This window comes from Pseudonocardia kongjuensis (assembly GCF_039526905.1).
GTDB lineage: Bacteria > Actinomycetota > Actinomycetes > Mycobacteriales > Pseudonocardiaceae > Pseudonocardia > Pseudonocardia kongjuensis.
The window spans coordinates 158,110-180,339 of record NZ_BAAAJK010000011.1 but is presented as its reverse complement, the minus strand read 5'-3'; the positions used below and the strand labels follow the sequence as shown (position 1 = coordinate 180,339).

Genomic DNA, 22,230 nt, shown 5'->3' with positions numbered 1-22,230 from the left:
GGGGAAGCTCCTGCTCTCAGCGGGCCAGCTCGAGGCCGTTGGTGGGGGCGGGCGGCACGGGCGGGATCGTCGGGTACGGCTCGAACGGCAGCGGGTCCTTGTGCAGGATCGGGAAGTACTGCGGGACCGTGCCGGTGGCGCGGGCGTAGGCGCAGGCGATCGCGCCGCAGGTGGCGGCGACGCCGAACTCGCCGGCGCCGCCGGGCTCCGGGGCCTCGGAGTCGTCGATGATCACGATGTTCATCTCGGGCGGGGTGTTCCACTGCCGGGTGTAGAAGTAGTTGTCCCAGCTGGCCTCGACGAAGTGCCCGTCGACCAGGTGCAGCCCGGAGGTCAGCGTCATCGCGATGCCGTCGTTGATGCCGCCCATCATCTGCGCCTCGAGCCCGCGCGGGTTGATCACCAGGCCGATGTCGACGACGTAGGTCACCTTGGTGACGCGCGGCCCGGTCCGGGCCTCGCGGATCCGGCGGTTCACCGTCTCCGGGCGGCAGTCGAGCTCGACGACGGCGCAGGCGATGCCCTTGTACTCCTGGTGGATGGCGATGCCCTGGGCGGTGCCCTCCGGCATCGACTTCCCCCAGTCCGCCTCCTCGGCGGCCCGGTCGACGACCTTCTTGAACCGGTCGAGCTTCACGAAGCCGGACCGGAACTCGTACGGGTCCTTGCCGAGCTTCGCGGCGACCTGGTCGATCATCAGCTCGCGGGCGGTGGCCGTGTCCGGCGAGTAGATGTTGCGCATCGAGCAGGTGTTGAAGCGCATGTCGACCTCGTTGAGCAGTGAGGTCGCGACGCCGACGTTGTACGGGTTGGTCTGCGTGGTCAGGTAGATGGCCTGGGAGACCGAGTAGTTGCCGAGCGGGAGCTTCGCGACCGCGGCGGTGATCCCCTCGGAGAAGCCGGGATTCACCTCGGTGGACACGCTGGTGTGCCGGATCTCGAAGCTGGACACCGACTCGCCGGTGACCTGCGCGCGCACCCGGGTGGTGGCCAGCGGGTGCACCCGGCCCTGCCGGGAGTCGTCGGCCCGGGTCCACATGAGCTTGACCGGCTTGCCCATCACCTTCGAGACCTCGGCGGCCTCCTGCAGCGCGTCGAAGAACAGCCGCCTGCCGAACGAGCCGCCGCCCTCGGTGACGTGGATGGTGACCGCGTTCTGCGGCAGCCCGAGCTCCTGGGCGATCTCGGCCTGGGCCGCGATCGGGCTCTTGGACGGGCCCCACAGCTCGGCCGAGCCGCTGCGGACGTCGGCGATCGCGCAGTTGGTCTCCAGTGCGGAGTTGCTGCGGAAGTAGAAGACGAAGTCGCCCTCGACGGTCTCGCCGGGCGCCTGCGGCACGGCCAGCGGCAGCTCGGCGCGGCGCACCGCGGCCAGGATCGACTCGTCGTCCTCGCCCTCGACGGTGCCGCCGTCCCAGCTCACGTCGAGCGCGTTGACCGCGTCGACGGCCTGGCCGAAGGTGACCGCGCGGACCGCGACGCCGGTGCGGACCTGCTCGACGTCGGTGACGCCCGGCATGTTCCGGACCTCGTCGAGGTTGTTCACGCCGGTCGGGGCGGAGTTGAGGTTCGGGCCGCGGCAGATCACGGTCGGCAGCGCGTCCGGGATCTGCAGGTCGGTGAGGAACTTCTTCCGGCCGGTGACCATCGCCCGCGCGTCGGACTTGGTCCGCGGCGTGCCGATGACGGTGAACTCCTCGCGCGGCTTGAGCACGACCTCGACGGCGTCGTCCACCGGGCTCGCGGCGAGCTCGGTGAGCTCGCCGAACGGCAGCTCCTCGCCGTTCTGGCCGAGGATCAGGCCGGTCCGGCTGGTGAGGACGCTCTTCTCCTGGCCCAGCTGCGCGGCGGCGGCGTCGAGCAGCCTGCCCTGGGCCAGCGCGGCGGCGACCCGGATCGGGGTGTAGGTGGAGAACGTCGTCGTCGAGCCGCCGGTGAGCTGGTTGAACACCAGCTCGGGGCGGGCGTCGGCGAGGGTGACGACGACCTGGTCCGGGTCCAGGTTCATCTCCTCGGCGATGATCATCTGGGTGGACGTGATGATGCCCTGGCCGTTGTCCGAGCGGGGCAGCGCGAACGAGACCGTCCCGTCCCGGTTGACCTCGATCCGGATCAGGTTCGCGGTCGGCCGGGCCGCGTCGCGGACGGCGTCGAGCAGGTCGTAGACCTCGGCGGGCAGCGGCGGCGACGGGATCGCCGCGGCGCTGGCCTGCGGCACGCCGCCGCCGAACAGGGTCTGCCGGCCCATCTCGGCGGCGACCACGAGGGTCGGCGCCGCGACGAGGTAGCCGAGGAAGCGGCGTCGGCTGACGTTCGACCGGGGGCCGTCGGACGCCGGACGCTCGGGGGCGGGGGCGCGATGAGCGGGCATCGTTGTCCTCTCCAGGGTGCTGCGGTGACCCACGTGGCGCCCCGCGTGCGGGGAGCGGGGGCGCCATGGGCTCTCGGGGCAGGCAACGAGGCCGATCGTTCGACGGTTACGCGCCGGTAGGCCTTTCCGGTGTCGATCGAATCCGCGCGTCCGCTCGCGGCCGATCACGTTCTTCGCAGGTCAACGAGGTGCCACTCAGGGGAGCCTTACCCGCATCTGCGGAGAAAACACCCTGCACGGCCCCGCACGGCCGCCGTTTCACCCTGTGAGGTGAACCACCCGTCCGGGTGAGGGTCGCTGATTGACACCGAACCGCTGAGGGGGTGTCGTCCGAAGGGGGTCACGTCCGCCGCCGGGAGCCCTGGCGGCGGACGCGACGACCCCGGCGCGTCACCGTGGGCGTCTCACATGGCGTCGGCGCCGGCTCTGATCGCCTCGCGGATCCGGTTGTAGGTCCCGCACCGGCAGATGTTGCGGATCTCGTCCAGGGCCGCGTCGTCGATCTTGCGACCCTCCTCCTTGCACCGCCGCACCAGCGACACCGCAGCCATGATCTGACCCGGCTGGCAGTACCCGCACTGCGCCACGTCGTTGTCGATCCACGCCTGCTGCATCGGGTGCAGCTCGTCACCGTCGGCCAGACCCTCGATCGTCGTGACCTCGTCGGACTCCGACAGCGCACCGACCGGCGTCGCGCACGGGTTGAACGCCTTGCCGTTGATGTGGCTGGTGCAGGCCTTGCAGACGTTGATCCCGCAGCCGTACTTCGGCCCGGTCACCCCGAGCAGGTCGCGCAGGACCCACAGCAGGCGGACGTCGTCGGCGACCTCGACCGAGACCTGCTCGCCGTTGAGCGTGAAGGTGTGTGTGGACATGTGGTGGGAGCTCCTCAGATCGGGCGACGCGTCAACGGGCCAGCTCGAGACCGTTGGTCGGCGAGGGCGGGATCGGGGGGACGGTCGGGTACGGCTCGAACGGCAGCGGGTCCTTGTGCAGGATCGGGAAGTACTGCGGCACCGTCCCGGTCGCGCGGGCGTAGGCGTTCGCGATCGCCCCGCAGGTCGGCGCGACGGAGAGCTCGCCGACGCCGCCCGGCTCGGGCCGCCCGCTGTCGACGATGAAGATGTCCATCTCGGGCGGGGTGTTCCACTGCCGGGTGTAGAAGTAGTTGTCCCAGCTGGCCTCGACGAAGTGCCCGTCGACCAGGTGCAGCCCGGAGGTCAGCGTCATCGCGATCGCGTCGTTGATGCCGCCCATGATCTGGGCCTTGTAGCCGAGCGGGTTGATCACCAGACCGCCGTCGCTGGCGAACACGACCTTGGTGATCCGCGGCCCGGTGCGGGCGGCGCGGATCTCCCGGCCCACCGTCTCCGGCCGGCAGTCGATCTCCACCAGGCAGGCCGCGAAGCTCTTGTACTCGACGTGGAACCCGAGGCCCTGGGCGGTGCCGTCCTTCATGGACCGGCCCCAGTCACCCTCCTCGGCGACCTTGTCGAGGACCGCGCGCATCGCGTCGTTGCGCAGGAACTCGCGGCGGAACTCGTACGGGTCCTTGCCCATCTTCGCGGCGATCTGGTCGACGATCAGGTCGCGCGCGGTGCCGACGTCCGGTGAGTACACGTTGCGCATCGATCCGGTGTTGAACCGCATGTCCACCTCGGACAGCGTGCGGGTCTGCACACCGAAGTCGTACGGCGTGTTCTGGGTGAGCTCCCAGATCGCCTCGGCGACGCCGACCTGGCCGAGCGGCGCCTTGGCCGCGGCGGCGGTGACCGCGTCGCCGAAGCCGTGCCCGAAGTCGCAGGCCACGCTGGTGTGCCGCTGCTCGAAGCTGACCACCGACTCGCCGGCGACGACCGCGCGGATCCGCGAGGTGGCCAGCGGGTGCACCCGGCCCTGGCGGGAGTCGTCGGCCCGGCTCCAGATCAGCTTGACCGGCTTGCCGATCTTCTGCGAGATCTCGGCGGCCTCCATGGCGGCGTCGCCGAACAGCCTGCGGCCGAACGATCCGCCACCCTGGACGATGTGGATGGTCACCGCGTTGACCGGCAGGCCGAGCTGCTCGGCGATGTCGTACTGCACGGTGATCGGGATCTTCAGCGAGGTCCAGATCGTCGCCTTGCCGTCGCGGACGTCGGCGATCGCGGTGTTCGTCTCCAGCGCCGAGCTGCTGCGGAAGTAGAAGGCGAACTCGCCCTCGACGGTCTCGCCGGGCACGGACGGCACGGCGAGCGGCAGCTCCGCGGCGCGGACCTTCGCCAGGATCGACTCGTCGTCCTCGCCCTCGATCGTGCCGGCGTCCCAGCGCACGCGCAGCGCGTTGACGGCGTCGACGGCCTGGCCGTAGGTGTGCGCGCGGACCGCGACGCCGGTGCGGACCTCGACGACGTCGGTGACGCCCGGCATGTCCCGGACCTCGTCGGCGTTCGCGACGCCGAGCGGTGCGGAGTTCAGGTTCGGGCCGCGGCAGATCAGCGTCGGCAGCGCGTCCGGGATCTTCAGGTCGGCGATGAACTCCTTCTTGCCGGTGACGATCGCGCGGGCGTCGTTCTTGGTCCGCGGGGTGCCGATCACCCGGAAGTCCTCGCGCGGCTTCAGCGCGACCTGCACCTCGCGGGTGACGTCGCTGGCCGCGGCCTCGGTGAGCTCGCCGAACGGGATCGCGCTGCCGCCGGCACCGGTGATCAGGCCGGCCCGGCTGGTGAGCGTGTCGACGTCCTGGCCGAGGATGTGCGCGGCCGCGTCGAGCAGCCTGCCCTTGGCGAGCGCCGCGGCGACCCGGATCGGGGTGAAGGTGGAGAACGTCGTGCTCGAACCACCGGTGAGCTGGTTGAACACCAGTTCCGGCCGGGAGTCGGCGAGCGTGACGATCACCTGCTCGGGCTCCAGGTCCATCTCCTCGGCGATGATCATCGCGGTCGAGGTGACGATGCCCTGGCCGTTGTCCGAGCGGGGCAGCTGGAACGACACCGTGCCGTCCCGGTTGACCTCGACCCGGACCAGGTTCGCGGTCGGCCGCGAGGAGTCGCGGACCGCGTCGAGCAGGTCGTAGACATCGGCGACCTGGGGCGGCGAGGGGATCGCCGCGGCCGACGCCCCGGGCGGGGCGAACAGCTGCTGGCGACCCAGCTCGGCCGCGACGACCAGGGTGGGCGCGGCGACCAGGTAGCCGAGAAAGCGCCGTCGGCTGACGTCGCTGCGTGGTGTGCGTGCACGAGTCGGGGCAGACATCGTCGTCCTCTCCATCACCTCCGGCAGCTGTGAAGCAGGGGAGCCGCTCGCCGGAGTCCGTCGAGGGCGAAACGAGGGCCGGTTCGCAGGGATGCGCGCAGCGGTTCGACCCCGATCCGGGGTACTTCTCCGCAGCATGTGCGGTCATCCGCCGGGTTCCCGCAGGTAGATCGGCCACCGTCGAATCTCACGATTCCGCAGATGCGGATGACAGTCGTCACGTTAATCCGCATTAACACGTTGCGGGACGGATTTCGCGATGACCTGTTCGTGTGAGCGTGGACACCTTCTTCGGTGGGTAGGCGCCCGTTCCGGCGTCAGCGGCGGCCGGCCCTCAGCAACCGGACGAAGGTCCACGGCAGCACGACGAGCACGGCGACCGCGGCCAGCACGAGCCCGATCGCGATCGTCCAGGCCGGGGCCCCGCCCGCACCGGACAGCACGCCGAGCACCGGCAGCGCCGCCGGCACGACGACGACCGCCGGCCACACCAGCGTGCCCAGCCACTTCTCGCCGACCGTCCACGCCCGGCCGGTCCAGAGCATCACCACGCCGGCCAGCCAGCCGACGACCGGCAGCACGAAGCCGCCCAGCATCAGCATCAGCACGGTCAGCACGGGGTAGGCGTCCGGGTCGCCGGCGCTGCGCGGGGCCGGGCCGGTCGGGTCGGTCGGGTCGGTCGTCATGGTGGCCATCTCCTGCTCCTCCGTTCCGCGCCGGGTTCCGGCGCCGTGTCCACAGCGTCTCCCGGGGCCGGGGTGCGGGGCATCGGAGCAGGGACGGATCGTGCGCGTCGGACCGTGGTCGGACGCCGGGCGCCGGGGCTCAGCCCCGGTCGGCCAGCGCGCCGTCGAGCACGGTGTCCAGCAGCGCCGCCAGCTCCGCCGCGAGATCGAACGGGGGCGGCTCGACGTGGATCCAGCGCACCACGGCCGAGTAGTAGCCCAGCGAGAGCAGCCGGCCGACCCGGGTCGGGTCCGCCGAGGGACGCAACCGCGCCCCACCGGCCGCGATCAGCTCGGCCAGCTCCTCGCCCAGGTCGTGCCCGAGCAGTGTGTTGCTGTTGCGCAGTGCCACCTCCATCAGCGCCGTCGTCTCGCCGCGGGTCGCGACGTTGAGCGCGGCGAGCGCGGCGAGGTAGCCGCCGAGCAGCTCGCGCAGCGACCGTCCGGCGGGATCGGCGGCGTCCAGCGAACGGGCCGCCGCCTCCCGGCGCCGGCGGGCCCACTCGTCGAGGAACAGCGCCTTGCGCGGGAAGTGGTTGAACACCGTCGTCCGGGCGACCCCGGAGCGGAGCGCGATCTCGTCCATCGAGGTCGCGTCGAAACCCTGCTCGACGAACAACTCGACGGCCGCGGCGTACACCCGGTCCCGGCGCTCGTTGCGCTTGCGGGTGCGCCGGGTCAGCGGCGGCGGGGCGTGCACCGCGGTGGACTCCATCCGGTTCAGTACAGCACAGCTCGACGGACGAAGTTGTACTCGGGTCTTGCTTCGTCGCGGCTCCGAGCCTACCTTCGGCCACACCGAATCTGTACTTGAGTACGGCTTCTCAGGCGAGAGGGACGGTGCACCGTGGCATCAACGACGACCATCCGGGACGTGCTCCGACGGGCGAACCCATGAGGTGGGTGACCTACGACGCCGGGTCCGGCCCGCGCGCCGGGCTGCTGGACGGGGAGACGGTCCGCGGCCTGCCCGCCGGCGTCACCCTGCTCGGACTGCTCGGCGACGACGGCGAGCAGCTCGCCGACGCCGGTGCCACCGCCCGGTCGGCGCCCGCCGAGGTGCATCCGCTGGCCGGCGTCCGGCTGCTGGCCCCCATCCCGCGACCCCCCTCGGTCCGGGACGGTCTGTGCTTCCTGGACCACCTGCGCGGCTGCTACCGGGCCCTCGGCCGGCCCGCCGACCTGCACCCGGCCTGGTCGCAGACCCCCGCCTTCTACTTCGGGAACCCGGCCGCCGTGATCGGCCCGCACGACGACGTCCCGATCGCGCCCGGATCGCGCTGGTTCGACTTCGAGCTGGAGGTCGGCGCCGTCGTCGGCCGGGGTGGCCGTGATCTGCACCCGGACACCGCCGCGCGGCACATCGTCGGCTACACCTTCTACAACGACTGGACCGCCCGCGACCACCAGCTGCGCGACATGGCGCAGGGCATCGGGATGGGCAAGTCGAAGGACAGCGCGATCACCCTCGGCCCGGCCCTGGTCACCGCCGACGAGGTGCCGCCCGGGTTCGAGGTCGCCGCCGCCGTGAACGGCCGGGAGATCGCCCGCGGCTCGCTGTCCGGCATGGACTGGAGCTGGGGCGAGCTGCTCGCGTTCCTCTCCCGCGGCACCGACCTGGTGCCCGGCGACGTGATCGGGTCCGGCACCGTGCCCGGCGGCTGCCTGCTCGAACACGTCGACACGCCCGATCTCGGGGCCTTCACCGGGTGGCTCGCCCCCGGCGACGAGGTCGTGCTCTCCGCGACGGCGCTGGGCGAGACCCGGCAGACCGTCCGCCCGGCCGTAACACCGGTGCCCCTGAGTTCCGGGCACTGAGTTCCGGCACCGAGTTCCGGCACCGAGTTCCCGGCACCGAGCTCGACCCGCCCACCCCCCATCACCCGACGTCAACGCAGACGGAGGACCTCGTGTCCGTTGTCCCACCCCCCGCCGGAACCCCTGCCCCGCAGGCGTCCGCCCCCGTGGAGTCGCTGTTCCTCGGCGGGCTCGCCGATCCCTACCCGCTCTACGCCGAGCTGCGCGAGACCGGCGACGGTGTCCACTGGTCCGACGTGCTGGGCGCCTACGTGGTCACCCGCTACGCCGATGTCCGGCGGATCGGGGCCGACCCGAAGCTCTTCTCCAGCGACGTCTTCCACGACGCCGCCCCGAGCATGCACGACCCGTCCGACCCGGAGCACCTGCGCTTCCTGGACGCGGCGTCGCGGCTGTTCATGTTCGCCGATCCGCCGGTGCACACCCGGATCCGGTCGACCTTCCGGCACGTCTTCACCGCGCAGGCCGTGCAGCGCTGGCGCCCGCTGGTGGAGCGGGTCACCGCGGAGCTGATCGACCGCTACCCGCGCGGCGAGGAGTTCGACATCATGCCCGGCTTCGCCGCGGACGTGCCGGTCGCGGTGATCGCCGCGATCCTCGGTGTGCCCGACGAGATGCGCCCGCGGTTCCGGGACTGGTCCTACGCCTACGCGTCCACGTTCGACCCGGTCGTCCAGGGACCGCGCCGGGACCGGGCGATCGCCACCTCGCTGGAACTGTTCGACTATCTCGGCGAGCTGGTCGCGGCGCGCCGAGCCGAGCCCCGCGACGACCTGATCAGCACCCTCGTGCAGACCGAGACGATCGACGGCGACACCCTCGGCGACATCGAGCTGCTCGCCCAGCTGGCGCTGCTGCTGGTCGCCGGCAACGAGACCACGACCACCCTGATCGGCGCCGGCCTGACCCTGCTGTTCGACCACCCCGAGGTCCGCGGGCGGATCGAGACGGACATGTCGCTGCTGCCCGCGGCGATCGAGGAGATGCTGCGGATCGACCCGCCGCTGCACCTGGTGATCCGCAAGACCACCGCCGACGTCGAGATCGGCGACCGCACGCTCCCGGCCGGGACGATGCTGTTCCCCAGCCCCGCCGCGGCCAACCGGGACCCACGCCGGTTCGACGCGCCGGACACCTTCCTGGTCCCCCGCGAGGACAACAAGCACCTGGCCTTCTACCACGGGGTGCACTTCTGCGTCGGCGCACCGCTGGCCCGGCTGGAGGGCCAGGTCGTGTTCGAGAGCATCCTGCGGTCGTTCCCGGACGCCCGGCCCGGCACCGTGCCGGCGGTCCGCCGCACCACCAACTCGGTCGCCCGCGGCTGGGAGAGCCGGCCGGTGATCCTGTGATCCCGGTCGTCCATCCGGAGTTCTGCGCCGGGAGCGGCGCCTGCGCCCGGGCCGCGCCCACCGTGTTCGGCCTGGACGACCGCGGCTGGGTGGAGCTGCTCGACAGCCACCCCGGGCCGGAGCGGGCCGCCGCACTGCTCGAGGCCCGCGACGCCTGCCCGCTCGCCGCGATCGAGGTGCTCGACGAGCACGGCGATCCGGTCGGCTGAGGCACCCACCGACGATGAGGAGCACCATGAGCACATCGGACTACCGCCGGGGGCTGCACGACCTGGGTCGCGGCTGCCACGCCTGGCTGCAGCCGGACGGCAGCTGGGGCTGGAGCAACGCCGGCCTGGTCACCGGCTCCGGGACGTCGCTGATGGTCGACACCCTGTTCGACCTGACACTCACCCGGGCGATGCTCGACGGCATCGCCCCGGTCGTCGACGAGTTCCCGCTGCGCACCCTGGTCAACACCCACCACGATCCGGACCACACCTTCGGCAACGAGCTGCTCGCCGCCCGCGACGTCGAGATCGTCGCCACCGCCGCGGCCGCCGCGCTGATGACCCAGGAGGCGGCCGACGCCGTCACCGGGGTGAAGCAGCTGGACGGCGCGCTCGGCGACTTCGCCCGGCACATCTTCGGGCCCTTCGATCTCGACGGCATCACGATGACCGGGCCGGACCGCACCTTCACCGGGGAGGAGAGCGTCGACGTCGGCGGACGCGAGGTCCGGCTGATCCAGGTCGGCCCGGCACACACCCCGGGTGACGCGCTGGTGCACGTGCCGGACGCCCGGTTGCTCTACGCCGGCGACGTCGTCTTCGTCGGGGGCACGCCGATCGCCTGGGCTGGGCCGATCGAGCGCTGGGTGGCGGCGCTGGACCTGATCCTGGACATGGAGATCGACACCGTGGTGCCGGGGCACGGCCCGGTCAGCGGGAAGCCCGAGGTCGCGGACATGCGCGAGTACCTGGTATTCGTCGAGGCCGAGGCGCGGAAGCGGTACGAGGACGGCATCGGGGTGGACGAGGCGGTCGCCTCGATCGATCTCGGCAAGTTCGCCGAGCTGCCGGAGTCCGGGCGGCTCGCGCAGAACGTGCTGAACACCTACCAGCACCTCGACCCGACCGTCGAGCGACCGGAGCGGCTCACCGTGCTGACGAAGATCGCCGCACTGGAGGGCTTCCCCGGCACCCCCTGACCCGACCACCCCGGAGGACGCTCCCGCGATGATCCACGACGCGTACGACCTGCTCACGGCCACCGCGACCGCCCGGCCGGAGGCGCCGTTCCTGCTGTTCGACGGCGACGACGGGCCGGTCCGGATCGGCTACGCCGAGCAGGTCCGGCGGGCGGACGCGACCGCGGGCCTGCTCGCCGGGCTCGGGGTGGGCGCCGGTGACCGGGTGCACCTGATCACGGCGAACCGGCCGGAGTTCCTGGACGTCTGGTTCGGCTGCGCCCGGCTCGGCGCCGTCGTCGTGCCGGTGAACCCGCTGTCCACCACCGCCGAGGTCGCGCACCAGCTCACCGACTCGCACGCGACGCTGTCGGTCGCCGATCCGCAGCTGCGGGCCACGGTCGTCGCCGCGGCCGGTGACCTGCCCGTGCTGGACGCCGACGAGCTACCGGCCCGCCGGGCCGACGCGCCGCCACCGCCGCCGCACCGGCCCGCCGCGACCGCGGCGATCATGTTCACCTCCGGCACCACCAGCGCCCCGAAGGGCGTGCAGGTCACCCCGGCCAACTACCTGCGGGTCGGCCGGGCCGTCGCCGCGCACCTGGGCGTCACCGCCGAGGACCGGTGGCTGGTCACGCTGCCGCTGTTCCACGGCAACGCCCAGTACTACTGCCTGATGTCCGCGCTGGTCGCGGGCGGTTCGATCGCGCTCACGCCGCGGTTCTCCGCGACCGGCTGGCCGCGCCAGGCCCGGGTGCTGGAACCGACCCTGGCCAGCCTGTTCGCCGCGCCGATCCGGATGCTGCTCGCCCGCTCCGAGCCCGACCCGGCGGACACGGCCAACGCGCTGCGCCTGGTGCTGTTCGCGCAGAACCTGTCCGGCTCCCAGGCCGCCGCGTTCGAGGCCCGGTTCGGCGCCCCGCTGGTCCAGCTCTACGGGATGACCGAGACCGTCGTCCCGCCGCTGGTGAACCCGCTCGACGAGCGGCGCCGCTGGGACTCGATCGGATTGCCGCTGCCCGGCGTGCAGGTCCGGGTCGTCGACGCCGACGGCGCCCCGGTGCCGCCCGGCACCCCCGGCGAGCTGCAGATCGGCGGGACCCCCGGCGTCGACCTGACCCCCGGCTACGACGGCCGTCCCGACGCCACCGCCGCCCTGTTCGACGACGGCTGGCTGCGCACCGGCGATCTCGTCCGGCTGGACGACGCCGGCCGCGCCTACTTCGTCGACCGGGCCGGTGACCTGGTCAAACGGGCCGGGGAGAACGTGTCGACCGGCGAGGTCGAGCAGGTGCTCGGCGGGCACCCTGCGGTGCTGGAGAGCGCCGTGCACGGGATGCCCGATCCGGTGTACGACGAGATCGTCGTCGCGCACGTCGTGCTCCGGGACGGGCACGAGGCCGGGCCGGAGGAGCTGATCGCCTGGTGCCGGGAGCGGCTGTCCCGGTTCAAGGTCCCGGAGCGGGTGCTGGTGCGCTCCGAGCTGCCCCGCACGACCATCGGGAAGATCCGCAAGGACGTGCTGCGCGCCGAGTTCACCGAACAACAGCACGAGGAAGGACCCGTCCGATGACCCCGATCTCAGGTGCAGTCGCACCTGCCCGGGGGTCGCCGAGATGAAGCTGCGGAGCATCGCCGACGGTGCTGCCCTCGTCGGGGTCTGAGCCGTTCTGCGGCCCCGGGGCCGGCGCGCGCCGGAACGCCGGTAGAGACGGAGCGCACCGGGGCCCGGATCGGGACCGGTCAGGCCACCGTCCGGTCCATCCGGAGGAACTCCGTGATGCGCAGGATCCGCGGTGGCCGGGCCCCCTCGGGCAGGATCCGCTCCGCCTCCTCTTCGGAGACCAGGCGCGGTGCGGACAGCGTCACCTCCTTCCCCTCCACGCGGAGCCCGGCGCCGCCCGCGGCCAGCACGTTCCGCACCCAGTCCGACCGCGACCCGTACACCAGCACGAACAGGTATCCGCCGGGGACGGCATGCGCATCGAGCGGAGTGCGGTACGACCGGCCGGAGCGCCGCCCGACGTGGGTCAGCACCGGCCAACGGCCTCCGGACAGCGCCCGTGGGTTGAAAACACGATTGTTGATCTTCCCCCACCACAGCGGCATCGGCATGCCGATCCCCTCCTCCGTGTCCGGCCCTGCGACGATCGTCGACCATCCGCGGATTCAGGGCTACGGCCGTGCGGAGGAGCCCGCGCCCGTCAGGAGCGCTCGACCGGGGTCCCGCAGTGAACGCGAACGGTTCGTCCCGCCGCCCGTGGGTGCCTACGCCGCGCGGGCCGGCCGGTCCACCACCTCCACGCGGATCTCTGCTCGGACCCGTGCGATGAGCGACGCGAGCGTGGCATCGTCGGGTGCGGCGAGTTGCACCCTCGCGACCTCGGCCCCCAGGGCGGTGGTGGTCCCGATGGGGCTGCCCGGCGCCGCGGCGGCGACCCCCTCCACACCGGTCCAGGTCGGCACGGTGTCCAGGCCGTGGACGGCCCGGAGGACACCCGCCGGACCGTCGTGTCTGACGAAGCACATCCCGAGGCGCGCGTCGAAACCCGGTTCGAGGGTGGTGGGGCTCTCACCGAGGTGGACGGCGAGGGTGTCGGCATAGGGGCGCAAGGCGCTGTGCCGTTCCCACTGCGACGGAATGCCCGCACCGGGCAAGCGGGCGCCGAGCTCGATCAGCACGGGATCACCGTCGGTGGGCAGCTTGATCTCGACGTGAGCGGGCCCGAGGGCGATCTCGAAGGCGTCGAGGACGCGCTGGGCGAACCACGCGACCGTCGCTCGGCCGGGAGTGTCCGGTCCGACCTGGACGAAGTCCCAGTAGGGGTTGTCGTAGTCCCCCGGACCCGGCTGTCGGTACTCCCAGACGTCGAGGACGGTGTGTCCACCGTCAACGGTGAAGGTGTTGACCGCGAACTCGCGGCCGCGGACGTACTCCTCGACCAGCCACTCGTCGATAGCGTCGCCGAACAGGTCGTGTCGATCGGCCCTCGCGATGCGGTCGAGGTCGTTGGGCTCGCGAACCAAGAACACGTTGTGGGACCCGGCTCCGCTCGTGGGCTTGACGATCGCTGGGAGGCCGGTGTGGTGCAGGGCCTCTGCGAGACCCACGGCCGCGGTGGTGAATCGGGGAACTCGGATCCCACGGGCTCGGGCATGCCTGCGCATCCGGCGCTTGTCCCGCAGTGCGGGCGCGACGGCGGCCGGCTGCCCCGGTAGCCCGAACCCACCTGCCAGTCTGGCGGCGACGAGTACACCCGGCTCGGTGGCGGGCACGACTGCCGCCGGGCGGGTGGGCACGTCGGGCTCCCGGGCGTAGACGCTGCGGACGTCCCCCGCGGCGTGGTCAGGGTCCATGGCGGTCACCACGGGGCGGTCGATCGTGTAGACGCCGACAACGTCGAGCCCCCGGTCTGCGCACGCCATCTTGAACGGCGCGCCGTTGAGCACGGGGTCGACGAGAACGACACTGTCACGCTGGGGCACGGTGATCTCCTCAGAGCGTTCGCGTCGGCCGCACGGGGGCGAGCTCGACGACGGCGCGGACCGACTCAGCCTGTCGCCGTGCGGCCTCGAGGGCTCCGGGACCCGTGACCAGTGAGTACGCGACCCGCGAGTCCGAGTTGAGCGGCTGCGCCACCGGATCTCCGGGTTCAAGCAGCGCGACGGTGCCGGCGGACTCCAGGTCGCGCAACGTGCCGCCTGCGGGCGGCAGCGCGTACCAGATCGCCGCGGTGGGTCCAGCTCCACGGGCGGCTCGGACGCCGGTTAGAACGGCGTGGCCCGCCGCCTGACGGGCCGTTGCCTCGACCAGGTCTACGCCCGTCGAGAGCCGCACCAGTTCAGGGATCTCGTCTCCCGCGAGGCGGATGTGGGTCTCGACGACCCGCGGCCCGTCCGGGGTGAGCACCAGCTCCGTGTGGGTGGGTCCGTCGGTCACGCCGAGGGCCGTGAGGACGGCGCGCACGAAGGCGAGCACCTCGGGCCCGACCGGCTCCGGCGGCGGGGTCACGTGGCCGAGCTCCACGACCGTGGCCGGATCCGAGAACTTGCGGACCACGGCGACGACCTCGTGCACGCCTTTCTCGGAGATCGCCTCGACGCTGTACTGCGGCCCGGTGTGGAACCGCTCGACCAGCACCCCCGCGGGCGTGATCCCGTCGAACGGGGTCACGGCCAGCGCGTACGCCGCCTCCGCCCGGTCGGGCGAGTCCACCACGGTCACCCCGGCGCTGCCCGCGCCCCGCGCCGGTTTGACCACGCACGGGCCACCGTGCTCGGCGAGGAAGTCGGTGATGCCGCGGGCGTCGGCGACCAGGACCGACGGGGTCGGGTCCTGTCCGGCGGCCCGCAGCCATGCCCGCATTGCGGCCTTGTCGTGGACGAGCTCCACCGTCTGGGGGGCGGTGGCGGGAACCCCGAGTGCGCTGCCGATCGCCGCGGCGCGGTCCTGGTCCAGCTCGCCGAACGCGGCGACCCGGGTGATCGGGTGATCGGCGTGGACGACCTTCGCGTGCGGTGTCCAGTCCTCCCGCTCGTCGACCTCGACGATCTCTCGGACCAGCTCCTGGTCACGCACTCGGATCCCACCGCCCGCGCGGCACAGCACGGTGACCTGAGCTCCGGCGGCGTGCAAGCGGCTGGGGAAGTCCTGGCCCGTCCCGACGACGAGAACGTGGGGGGTCAGCATCGCCGTGCCTCCTCGGCACGGGTCCGGGTCTGCACGTACCGGATCCGCTGGTCGACTCCCTCCGGGTCGGTCGGCGCAACCGTCGCCGACTCCCGGAAACCGTCCTTGACCAGCCGGATCGGCGCCTCGGCAGCCACCAGGACGTCCACGTCGAGCGGGCTGCGTCGCAGGTTCGCCTGTACGGGCAGGTCGATCTCCAGGCGGGTTCCCACCCGAAGCTCGGCGAGACCGCGAGCGCAGGCGATGTAGGCGGACGCGGTCGCCCGAGCGGCAGCCGCGTCCGCGGCGATGGGTGCGAACCGCCCGACAACGGCGGCGATCCCGTCGTCGTGCAGGCCGCGGTCCACCGCATCCGCGTCGGCGAACCGCTCACCGGCGACGAACCGGGTGTCCAGGTCGGGTGTCATCCCGCTCACCCCGCCTTCGCCAGGGAGCCGCAGCCGGTCCCGCAGCCCGTCCGCTCGGTTGTCGCGAGTGGCAGCAGCGGGCGGCGGGTTCTCGGACCGGTGGGCCGGACCGGGGTCGTACTACGCACCCCGTCGTTCAGCCCGGGGTTGGTGTCCCGCGCGGCCACGAACTCGTCGAGGATGCGCCGGTCGTCCGCAGGGCTGAGGTAGTACATCAGGTTCACGTACCAGGTCCAGCCCAGCTCGGTGAGGGCGTACTCGTGGCCCCGGTCGACGACCATTCCCTCACGGATAAGCTCGTCGAGCCTGCCGAGGATCTCGGGGGAGATCCGCTCGAACGGGATCCGGTCCTTGTCGATCGAGCCGTGGTAGGGCAGCCCGAGGACCAGTCCACGCTCGTAGGGCACGCCGTCCGCCTCGGTGACCTTCACCTTGACGGTGCGGTCCTGCTCGATGGAACGGACATAGCTCGCCCGGGCCTCGTCGTTCATCACGGTCCACCGGCCGGTCTGGGTGACGGCACTGGAGCCGAAACCGACCAGGTCGTCGTCCCAGTGGGACCAGCAGTACTCGTGGTAGGCGTTCGTGTACCGCTTGGAGACGAAGGTCGGCTCGGTCCCGGGGTCCGTCAGCCGGGCGTAGCCGTGGCCGTTGTAGAGCTGGAAACCCGAGGAACGCATGTAGTGGTTGAGGAAGACAGTCAGGCCCATCTTGTCGATGTAGGACAACGGTTCCCGGCCCGCGTCGCGGTAGTTGGTGTGCAGCGTGTTGGTGGTGACGAGATGGTTGACCGGGTAGAACTCACAGGTCTCCGTGCCGAGGTCGATCGCCTGCTGGATGTCGCTCGCGAACTCGCTCACGGTTTGGCCGTGCATCCCGTACAGGATGTCGAAGCTGCGGTGGTCGAAGTACTCGCCGAGCATCTCGGCCGCCGCGTGGGTCTGGTCCAACGTGGCGGTGATGTTGAACAACCTGCGGTACTCGGGGTCGAAGGTCTGCAGGCCGAACCGGGCCTTGGTCACCCCGATCTCCCTGAACGCCTCGGCCTTCTCCCGCGTGGTGCTCTTGACCTCGAACTCGACGGTCCACTCCTCGACCTGGGAAAGGTCGAAGTGCTCGTGCATTGCGGCACCGATGCGGCGGATCTGGTCGGCGGTGAGAATGGACGGGGAGCCGCCGCCGAACCACACCACCCGCGGTGGGACCGCCGTGACAGCGGGGATGCGGGACTTGATCGCGAACTCTGCGCACAGTGCATCGACATAGCGGTTGATCGCCTCGTCGCCCTCGCTGCCCAGACCTCGGTTGAGCGAACAGAAGGTGCAGATCGTCTCACAGAAGGGAATGTGGACGTAGAAGGCCCGGGAGCGGATCGCGGACACATCGAGCAGATCGTGCGCGGAGTGCAGGCCGAACCGGTCGGTGTCCTGGCCCTTGAGCGGGTAGAGCCAGTTGTAGACCGGGAGCTGGCGGTCGAACTTCGTGAGGGTGTGACCGGGGTTGAGCTTCATGGCGTTCTCCTCCATTGGTCAGGCGGGCATCAGATGGGCCCGGGTGTGGTCCCCGCGGCCGACGATGTCCGCGCGGTGTCGGCACTCGCCGAGGCTCGCGAGCAGCTCGGTCAGGATCGTCTCGGGCATGCAGTGGTCGCCGCAGGTGAAGGCGTCGAAGAACAGCGACCGCTGTTCAGGGTAGGTGTGGATGGAGACGTGGGATTCCGAGAGCAGGAAGATCGCGGTCATGCCGGTGGGCTCGAACCGCTTGGTCTGCATCCCACACAGCGTGGCGCCCGAGCGCGTGATGCCGCGCAGCAGCCCGTCGAGCAGCAGTTGCTCGTCGGTCAGGGTGGCGAGGTCGATCTCCGACACATCGGCGATCACGTGGGTGCCCGCGAACGCGAAGTCGCTCATGTCTCCCACCTCGTCAGGTGCTCGGTCAGATCGAGGCAGGCCTGCAGATTCTTCTCGACGTCCATGCTGTCGGTCCCTTCGGCGACGTATCCGATGATCGAGTCGGTGCTGCCATGTGCTCCGTCGAAGTCCCGGGGCACCGGGGTCTTGACGACGAAGTCGGTCATGAAGTCCGGCCGGTCCGCGCCGGGATCGCGCAGCTCGACGAGCCGACCACGGCGCGGCGGGACCAGCAGCCAGCCGTGCCTGCGGTCACCCGCGGCGATCGGGGTACCTGCCCCGTCGGCGAGCCCGAGCTGGTCGCGGATCCACAGACGGGCCGGGTTCACCCCGGTCGTGCGGGCGAAGGACTCCATGATGTGCGCGCCGCCGAGCCGGCAGGCGATCTCGCAGAACACAAGCTCCCCGTCCGGGCGATTGAACACCTCGAGGTGGTAGGGGCTGAACTCCAGCGGCGGCAGAGCGGCGACCACCCGCCGGGTCAGCTCGGCGAGTCGGGGGACGAGTTCGTCGCAGGAGTCGAGCTGGACGCTCCCGAGCGGCTCACCGTCCTGGAACGCCAGGCAGCCGTTGAGGTAGCGCGACGGCAGGACGGACAGGGTCTCCCCCGCCCGGGCGAACCCATCGACGTGGTGGACCTCGCCCGGGACGAACTCCTCGACCAGCACATCCTCGGAAGCGCGGCAGGCGATCTCGGTGGCGAGGGCTGCGGCGTCGCGCACGACGACCACCCCGTGCGACGAGAACCCGAAGCGCGGCTTGACCACCAGCGGGAAGCCGTGGGTCGCGGCGAATGCCCGGACATCGCTGTCCGGACCGGCGAAGGCGGGGGTACGGATCCCCGCGGCGGCGACCCGTTCCTTCATCCGGAGCTTGTCCCGCCAGGGCAGCACGTCCGAGGGGCGCGAGCCGGGCAGGTCGTGACGGTCGCGGGCAGCGGCCGCACGGAGCACGTCGTCCTCGGTCACGTGGACGAGCCCGGACACGGCGTCCGCGCGGCAGGCCGCATCGATCGCTTGCACGACTCCCGGGCCCTCGACGTAGTCGGACACGCCGACGACGCGGGGAAACCTGCCTGCATAGCCGGGCTCGGACTCGACGGACGTGATCAGGGTGATCCGGTCGGTGACCTCGGCGAGCCAGTCGTCGAGCGGGGTGACGGAGTGGGGAATTCGGTGTAGTACGACGAGATCGGTCATGACACCTTCCCGGGATGGATGCGCCTGCTCGCCGCGACGAGCAGCGGCCAGGCGGCGAGCACGACGACGGCAAGCACGCCGAACCACAGGACGCTGCTGTGCGACAGCAATGCCCCTCCGACGACCGGGCCGAGGAAGAACCCGACGTAGCGCAGCTCTGCCAGCCCGAAGGAGGCGCCGGCGCGTGCCGGCGGCACGTGCTCGTGGATGAGGACGTCCGGGAGCGGGACCAGGACGGCTTCCCCGACCGTCCACGCCACGACCCCGGCGAACAGGAACAGCGGCGACACGGTGAGCAGCCCGAACAGTGGAAGCGCCACCGCGAAACCGCACACGCCGATCGCGGCCATCGTGCTCGGCGACCAGCGCCGGGACAGCCGCTCGACGGGGAACTGGAGCAGGATGCCGAGAGCCGCGTTCGCGGCGAGGAGCACGGAGAACCACCCGACGGCCGCCGCCCCGCGCTGCTCCTTGACGAACAGCGGCAGGATCGACTCGAACTGCGAGAACACGAAGAACACGACGAACCCGCCCGCGAGGACCAGCAGCAGCGTGCGGTCTCGCAGGGCCGCGGACCAACTCCCGGGCCCGTCGGCGGCATCGGTCGGAGCATCCAGTCTGCGAAGCCGCGAGGCCTGCACGGAGAAGAAGACCAGGTATCCGGTGAACACCACCGCCGGCAGCACGAACAGCGCCTGCCGGGCGAACGTGTAGAGGCCGGCGCCGACCAGCGGACCGACGATCGCGCCGAGGCACAGCGTGACGTACCGGATGCGGAACACGGCGCTGCCGGTCCCGGATGCCGCGAGCGAGAGCAGCTTCTTCATCGACGGTTCGACGAGCAGCCTCCCCACGCCGAGCAGCAGGATCAGCGGGATCACGAGCCCGACACGCTCGGTCGTCGTGAGCAGGAGGTAGAGCCCGATGTAGAGGGCGAGGCCCGAGCGGATGAGATGCACCGCTCCCCACCGGTCGGTGAGCACCCCACCCAGCAGCCCGCCGACCGCCGCGATCAGGGCGACGGCACCCACCACGGCACCGATCGCGGCGTGCGACAGCGTCGAGATGTCGGACAGGTAGAGAGTCAGGAACGGCAGCGTGGCGAAGAACGCGATGCTGTTGAGGAGGGCTCCGGCCACCAGCAGACGCAGCACCGGGTCTCGCAGCCAGGAACCCGTAGCCGGGCTCGCGGTGGTGGTCACGGCGCCTCCTCGTCGATCCCGTGTGGCCGGTGGTCACCAGGCCCAGCTGTCCAGCTGCTCGATCGGGCCGGGCTCGGCGATGACGGCTGGGGGCGGTGTCGCGGCGACGACGGCCGCCGGGGTGAACAACGCGGTGACGACGGTGAGAGCGGTGAGGGCGGCGCGGACGGCGTGACGGACGCTGCGAGGCATCGGGACTCCCGGAGTAGACGGTGTCCGGTCTCGGACACCACCGAGACTGCCGAGCCGCCCGGCGCCGGGGAACCGCCGAGCCCTGTCCGGATGGTGCCTGGCAACAAGTGGCCGCTACGTCACGCCCACAGGTCAACGACCGACAGCCGCCCCGCCAGGTTCGCCTACGACGGCTCCTGGGCCCCACCGTCACGGCCGGCGATGATCAGTGGGCGGCCGGTCCGGGTCCGTCGGTGCCGGGCAGCTCGTTGACGGACCAGCCACGGGCCCCGAGCGCGAGACCGAGCTCGAACCGGCTGCTCGCATGAAGCTGCCCCATCAGCCCGGAGATCGACCGTCGCACGGTGCGTACCGACAGGCCGAGCTGGCGGCTGACGGCCTCGTCGGTGGCCCCGGTGGCGAGGATCCGCAGAATCGCCGTGCCCACGTCGTCGAGCTCGGCGGGTTCGGGAGGTCGTGGGACGTCGATCGGCTTGGCACCTCGCCAGACCGTCTCGAACAGCGCGACCAGCGCGGTGAGCAGGCCCGCCGCGCGGACGACGAGCGCACCGTCGCGCGGCGACTCGGCATCGATCGGGAGGATCGCCAGCACCCGGTCCGACACGACGAGCCGCATCGGTAGCGCGGCCACCGTGCGAATCTCGGCGCCCTGCTCGGAGAGCCAGCGCAGGTACCCGGCCGTGGCCGGGCGGCGCATCGCGCTCTCCACCACCACGGTCCGCACGGCGACCCCGCGGCCGAGGGTCTCGGCGTCGAGCGCGCGGCTGGACTCGATCGACTCTGGCGTCAGGACGTGCGCGGGCAGCAGCGAGAGCGTCTCCCGCAGCGTGCCGGCTGCCATCTGCTCGAGCCGGCCGCGTAGCACGTCGATCCCGGTGATGTGCTCCATCACCTGGGCAGCCTGGGAGTCTCGGGCCTCCGACCAGCGGTCCTGCAGCCCCGCGAGCATCGCATCGGCCTCTTCGAGTCGCTGCTGGTTCTCAGCGAGCTCACTGCGGCGCAGGACCAGCCGGGTACGCAGGGCGAGCGCGGGCGGAACGACACGGATGCCGTCCGCCTTGCCCTCGGCCTCGCGCAGCACGCCCGCCGCCAGCAGGCCCGCGACACCCGCGGCCGCCTGGTCCGCGGTCAACGAGGTGGTGCGGGCGATCGCATCGAGCAGCTCGGCACGCGACCACACGACGCGGCCGACCGCCACGCCGTAGGCCTCGACCAGGTCCGGCCCCAGGCCCAGGACATCCAGCACGGGCACCTCCTCCGCACCGGCGCCCCAACATCCGTGGCAGCATCCTGCCAGGACACAAGCGGCCGGCCGCTGGGACTGACAGGACCGGGACGAGATGGCAATGCTCGACCACGTGCCCGCAGCATATCCGCAGCCCGGCTACTCCACTGCCGGTTTCGTGATCCGCGTCCGTCTGACGGCTCCAGGCTTCGCCGCCGCGGCCGACATCGACGACGCGGTGGACCTGCTGCTGGGCGCCGCCGCACCGATGGTCCGAGTGGCTGCCGCCCGCACGTGCTCGGGAGAGGCAGGCGTCGAGCTGGACTTCGACACCGCCTGGTCCGACCCGGAACAGGCCCGCGCCCGTGTGGTCGAGGCGGTCCGGGAGCGGACCAGCATGGATGCCCGATTCTCTCGCTGGGTCATCCAGGCGACCATCGTGCAGGCCGGGACCAGCCGGTCGGTTCCGGGGTCGTCGCCGGGTCGGGGAACCGGACGATGATCGGATGGCGCCCCGCAGCGACTCGACCCCGCGCCGGCCGGAACCTGATCGGCCGCATGAATCCGATCGTCACGGATTTCTGGCCGGTCACCCGTCCACCCGGAGTGCGGGCTGCGGGACGCGCGGGACCTCCTCAGCGTGTACATCGGTGACGACCACGTGCCACCGGGGAACCGACCCGGGAGCATCCGTGGATCCCCGCCGGCGAGAGCGACTGCAAGCGGAACTGTCATCGACGACG

Annotated in this window: 21 protein-coding genes; 6 read left to right on the top strand and 15 right to left on the bottom strand. The window is 71.6% G+C overall.

The annotated features are described in order from the left end of the window. Positions 1 to 16 precede the first annotated feature (16 nt). The 5 genes from ABD160_RS16050 to ABD160_RS16030 all read right to left on the bottom strand — a co-directional run bounded on the left by ABD160_RS16050 (position 17) and on the right by ABD160_RS16030 (position 7,042). A complete protein-coding gene (locus ABD160_RS16050) occupies positions 17 to 2,371 on the bottom strand; it encodes a molybdopterin cofactor-binding domain-containing protein (RefSeq protein ID WP_344023159.1) in 2,355 nt (784 codons plus the stop codon). Between the two features lie 404 nt (positions 2,372 to 2,775). After that, positions 2,776 to 3,246 (bottom strand): (2Fe-2S)-binding protein, encoded by a 471-nt coding sequence (locus tag ABD160_RS16045; protein WP_344023157.1) that lies wholly within the window; start codon positions 3,244 to 3,246, stop codon positions 2,776 to 2,778. A gap of 31 nt (positions 3,247 to 3,277) precedes the next feature. Beyond that, a complete protein-coding gene (locus tag ABD160_RS16040; RefSeq protein ID WP_344023156.1) occupies positions 3,278 to 5,602 on the bottom strand; it encodes a molybdopterin cofactor-binding domain-containing protein in 2,325 nt (774 codons plus the stop codon). 317 nt (positions 5,603 to 5,919) lie between these two features. Further along, positions 5,920 to 6,297, bottom strand: a complete 378-nt coding sequence (locus ABD160_RS16035) for a hypothetical protein (RefSeq protein ID WP_344023154.1) — start codon at positions 6,295 to 6,297, stop codon at positions 5,920 to 5,922. A gap of 130 nt (positions 6,298 to 6,427) precedes the next feature. Next, positions 6,428 to 7,042 (bottom strand): TetR/AcrR family transcriptional regulator, encoded by a 615-nt coding sequence (locus ABD160_RS16030; RefSeq protein WP_344023152.1) that lies wholly within the window; start codon positions 7,040 to 7,042, stop codon positions 6,428 to 6,430. 179 nt (positions 7,043 to 7,221) lie between these two features. Between ABD160_RS16030 and ABD160_RS16025 the strand changes: the two genes are divergently transcribed. The 5 genes from ABD160_RS16025 (at position 7,222) to ABD160_RS16005 (ending at position 12,235) form a co-directional block, all read left to right on the top strand. Next, positions 7,222 to 8,145: a fumarylacetoacetate hydrolase family protein gene (locus tag ABD160_RS16025; protein WP_344023150.1), complete on the top strand. Its 924-nt coding sequence runs from the start codon at positions 7,222 to 7,224 to the stop codon at positions 8,143 to 8,145. 146 nt (positions 8,146 to 8,291) lie between these two features. Continuing rightward, the gene (locus ABD160_RS16020; RefSeq protein ID WP_344023148.1) at positions 8,292 to 9,494 is read left to right on the top strand and encodes a cytochrome P450; all 1,203 of its coding nucleotides are present in this window, start codon (positions 8,292 to 8,294) and stop codon (positions 9,492 to 9,494) included. Then, complete coding sequence (locus ABD160_RS16015; RefSeq protein ID WP_344023146.1) at positions 9,491 to 9,703, top strand: ferredoxin; 213 nt, start codon at positions 9,491 to 9,493, stop codon at positions 9,701 to 9,703. Before ABD160_RS16020 ends, ABD160_RS16015 begins: the two co-directional genes overlap by 4 nt. Positions 9,704 to 9,729: 26 nt before the next feature. Next, on the top strand, positions 9,730 to 10,683 hold the full coding sequence (locus tag ABD160_RS16010; protein ID WP_344023144.1) for an MBL fold metallo-hydrolase: 954 nt from the start codon (positions 9,730 to 9,732) through the stop codon (positions 10,681 to 10,683). 28 nt (positions 10,684 to 10,711) lie between these two features. Then, positions 10,712 to 12,235, top strand: coding sequence for a class I adenylate-forming enzyme family protein (locus ABD160_RS16005; RefSeq protein WP_344023142.1), 1,524 nt, complete (start codon positions 10,712 to 10,714; stop codon positions 12,233 to 12,235). 170 nt (positions 12,236 to 12,405) lie between these two features. Here ABD160_RS16005 and ABD160_RS16000 read toward each other — a convergent pair whose 3' ends face one another. From ABD160_RS16000 to ABD160_RS15955, 10 genes are all read right to left on the bottom strand, one after another. Next, complete coding sequence (locus ABD160_RS16000) at positions 12,406 to 12,777, bottom strand: nitroreductase family deazaflavin-dependent oxidoreductase (RefSeq protein ID WP_344023140.1); 372 nt, start codon at positions 12,775 to 12,777, stop codon at positions 12,406 to 12,408. A 153-nt stretch (positions 12,778 to 12,930) separates the two neighbouring features. Further along, a complete protein-coding gene (locus ABD160_RS15995; protein WP_344023139.1) occupies positions 12,931 to 14,148 on the bottom strand; it encodes an ATP-grasp domain-containing protein in 1,218 nt (405 codons plus the stop codon). 10 nt (positions 14,149 to 14,158) lie between these two features. Then, positions 14,159 to 15,352, bottom strand: coding sequence for an ATP-grasp domain-containing protein (locus tag ABD160_RS15990; protein ID WP_344023137.1), 1,194 nt, complete (start codon positions 15,350 to 15,352; stop codon positions 14,159 to 14,161). Beyond that, positions 15,346 to 15,759 carry a hypothetical protein gene (locus ABD160_RS15985; protein ID WP_344023135.1) on the bottom strand — a complete coding sequence of 138 codons (414 nt, stop codon included), beginning with the start codon at positions 15,757 to 15,759 and terminating at the stop codon, positions 15,346 to 15,348. The genes ABD160_RS15990 and ABD160_RS15985 overlap by 7 nt, the downstream gene beginning before the upstream one ends. Positions 15,760 to 15,764: 5 nt before the next feature. After that, entirely contained in the window at positions 15,765 to 17,270 is a 1,506-nt protein-coding gene (locus tag ABD160_RS15980; protein WP_344023133.1) for a radical SAM protein, read from the bottom strand. Between the two features lie 18 nt (positions 17,271 to 17,288). Beyond that, positions 17,289 to 17,669 (bottom strand): adenosylmethionine decarboxylase, encoded by a 381-nt coding sequence (gene speD, locus ABD160_RS15975; RefSeq protein WP_344023131.1) that lies wholly within the window; start codon positions 17,667 to 17,669, stop codon positions 17,289 to 17,291. After that, a complete protein-coding gene (locus tag ABD160_RS15970; RefSeq protein ID WP_344023129.1) occupies positions 17,666 to 18,868 on the bottom strand; it encodes an ATP-grasp domain-containing protein in 1,203 nt (400 codons plus the stop codon). Before ABD160_RS15970 ends, speD begins: the two co-directional genes overlap by 4 nt. Continuing rightward, positions 18,865 to 20,070: an MFS transporter gene (locus tag ABD160_RS15965; protein WP_344023127.1), complete on the bottom strand. Its 1,206-nt coding sequence runs from the start codon at positions 20,068 to 20,070 to the stop codon at positions 18,865 to 18,867. The genes ABD160_RS15970 and ABD160_RS15965 overlap by 4 nt, the downstream gene beginning before the upstream one ends. Before the next feature lie 33 nt (positions 20,071 to 20,103). Then, the gene (locus ABD160_RS15960; protein WP_344023125.1) at positions 20,104 to 20,262 is read right to left on the bottom strand and encodes a hypothetical protein; all 159 of its coding nucleotides are present in this window, start codon (positions 20,260 to 20,262) and stop codon (positions 20,104 to 20,106) included. A gap of 205 nt (positions 20,263 to 20,467) precedes the next feature. After that, a complete protein-coding gene (locus tag ABD160_RS15955; RefSeq protein WP_344023123.1) occupies positions 20,468 to 21,508 on the bottom strand; it encodes a LuxR C-terminal-related transcriptional regulator in 1,041 nt (346 codons plus the stop codon). A gap of 100 nt (positions 21,509 to 21,608) precedes the next feature. Here ABD160_RS15955 and ABD160_RS15950 point away from each other — a divergent pair, with 100 nt between their 5' ends. Beyond that, complete coding sequence (locus ABD160_RS15950; RefSeq protein ID WP_344023121.1) at positions 21,609 to 21,989, top strand: hypothetical protein; 381 nt, start codon at positions 21,609 to 21,611, stop codon at positions 21,987 to 21,989. Positions 21,990 to 22,230 lie beyond the last annotated feature (241 nt).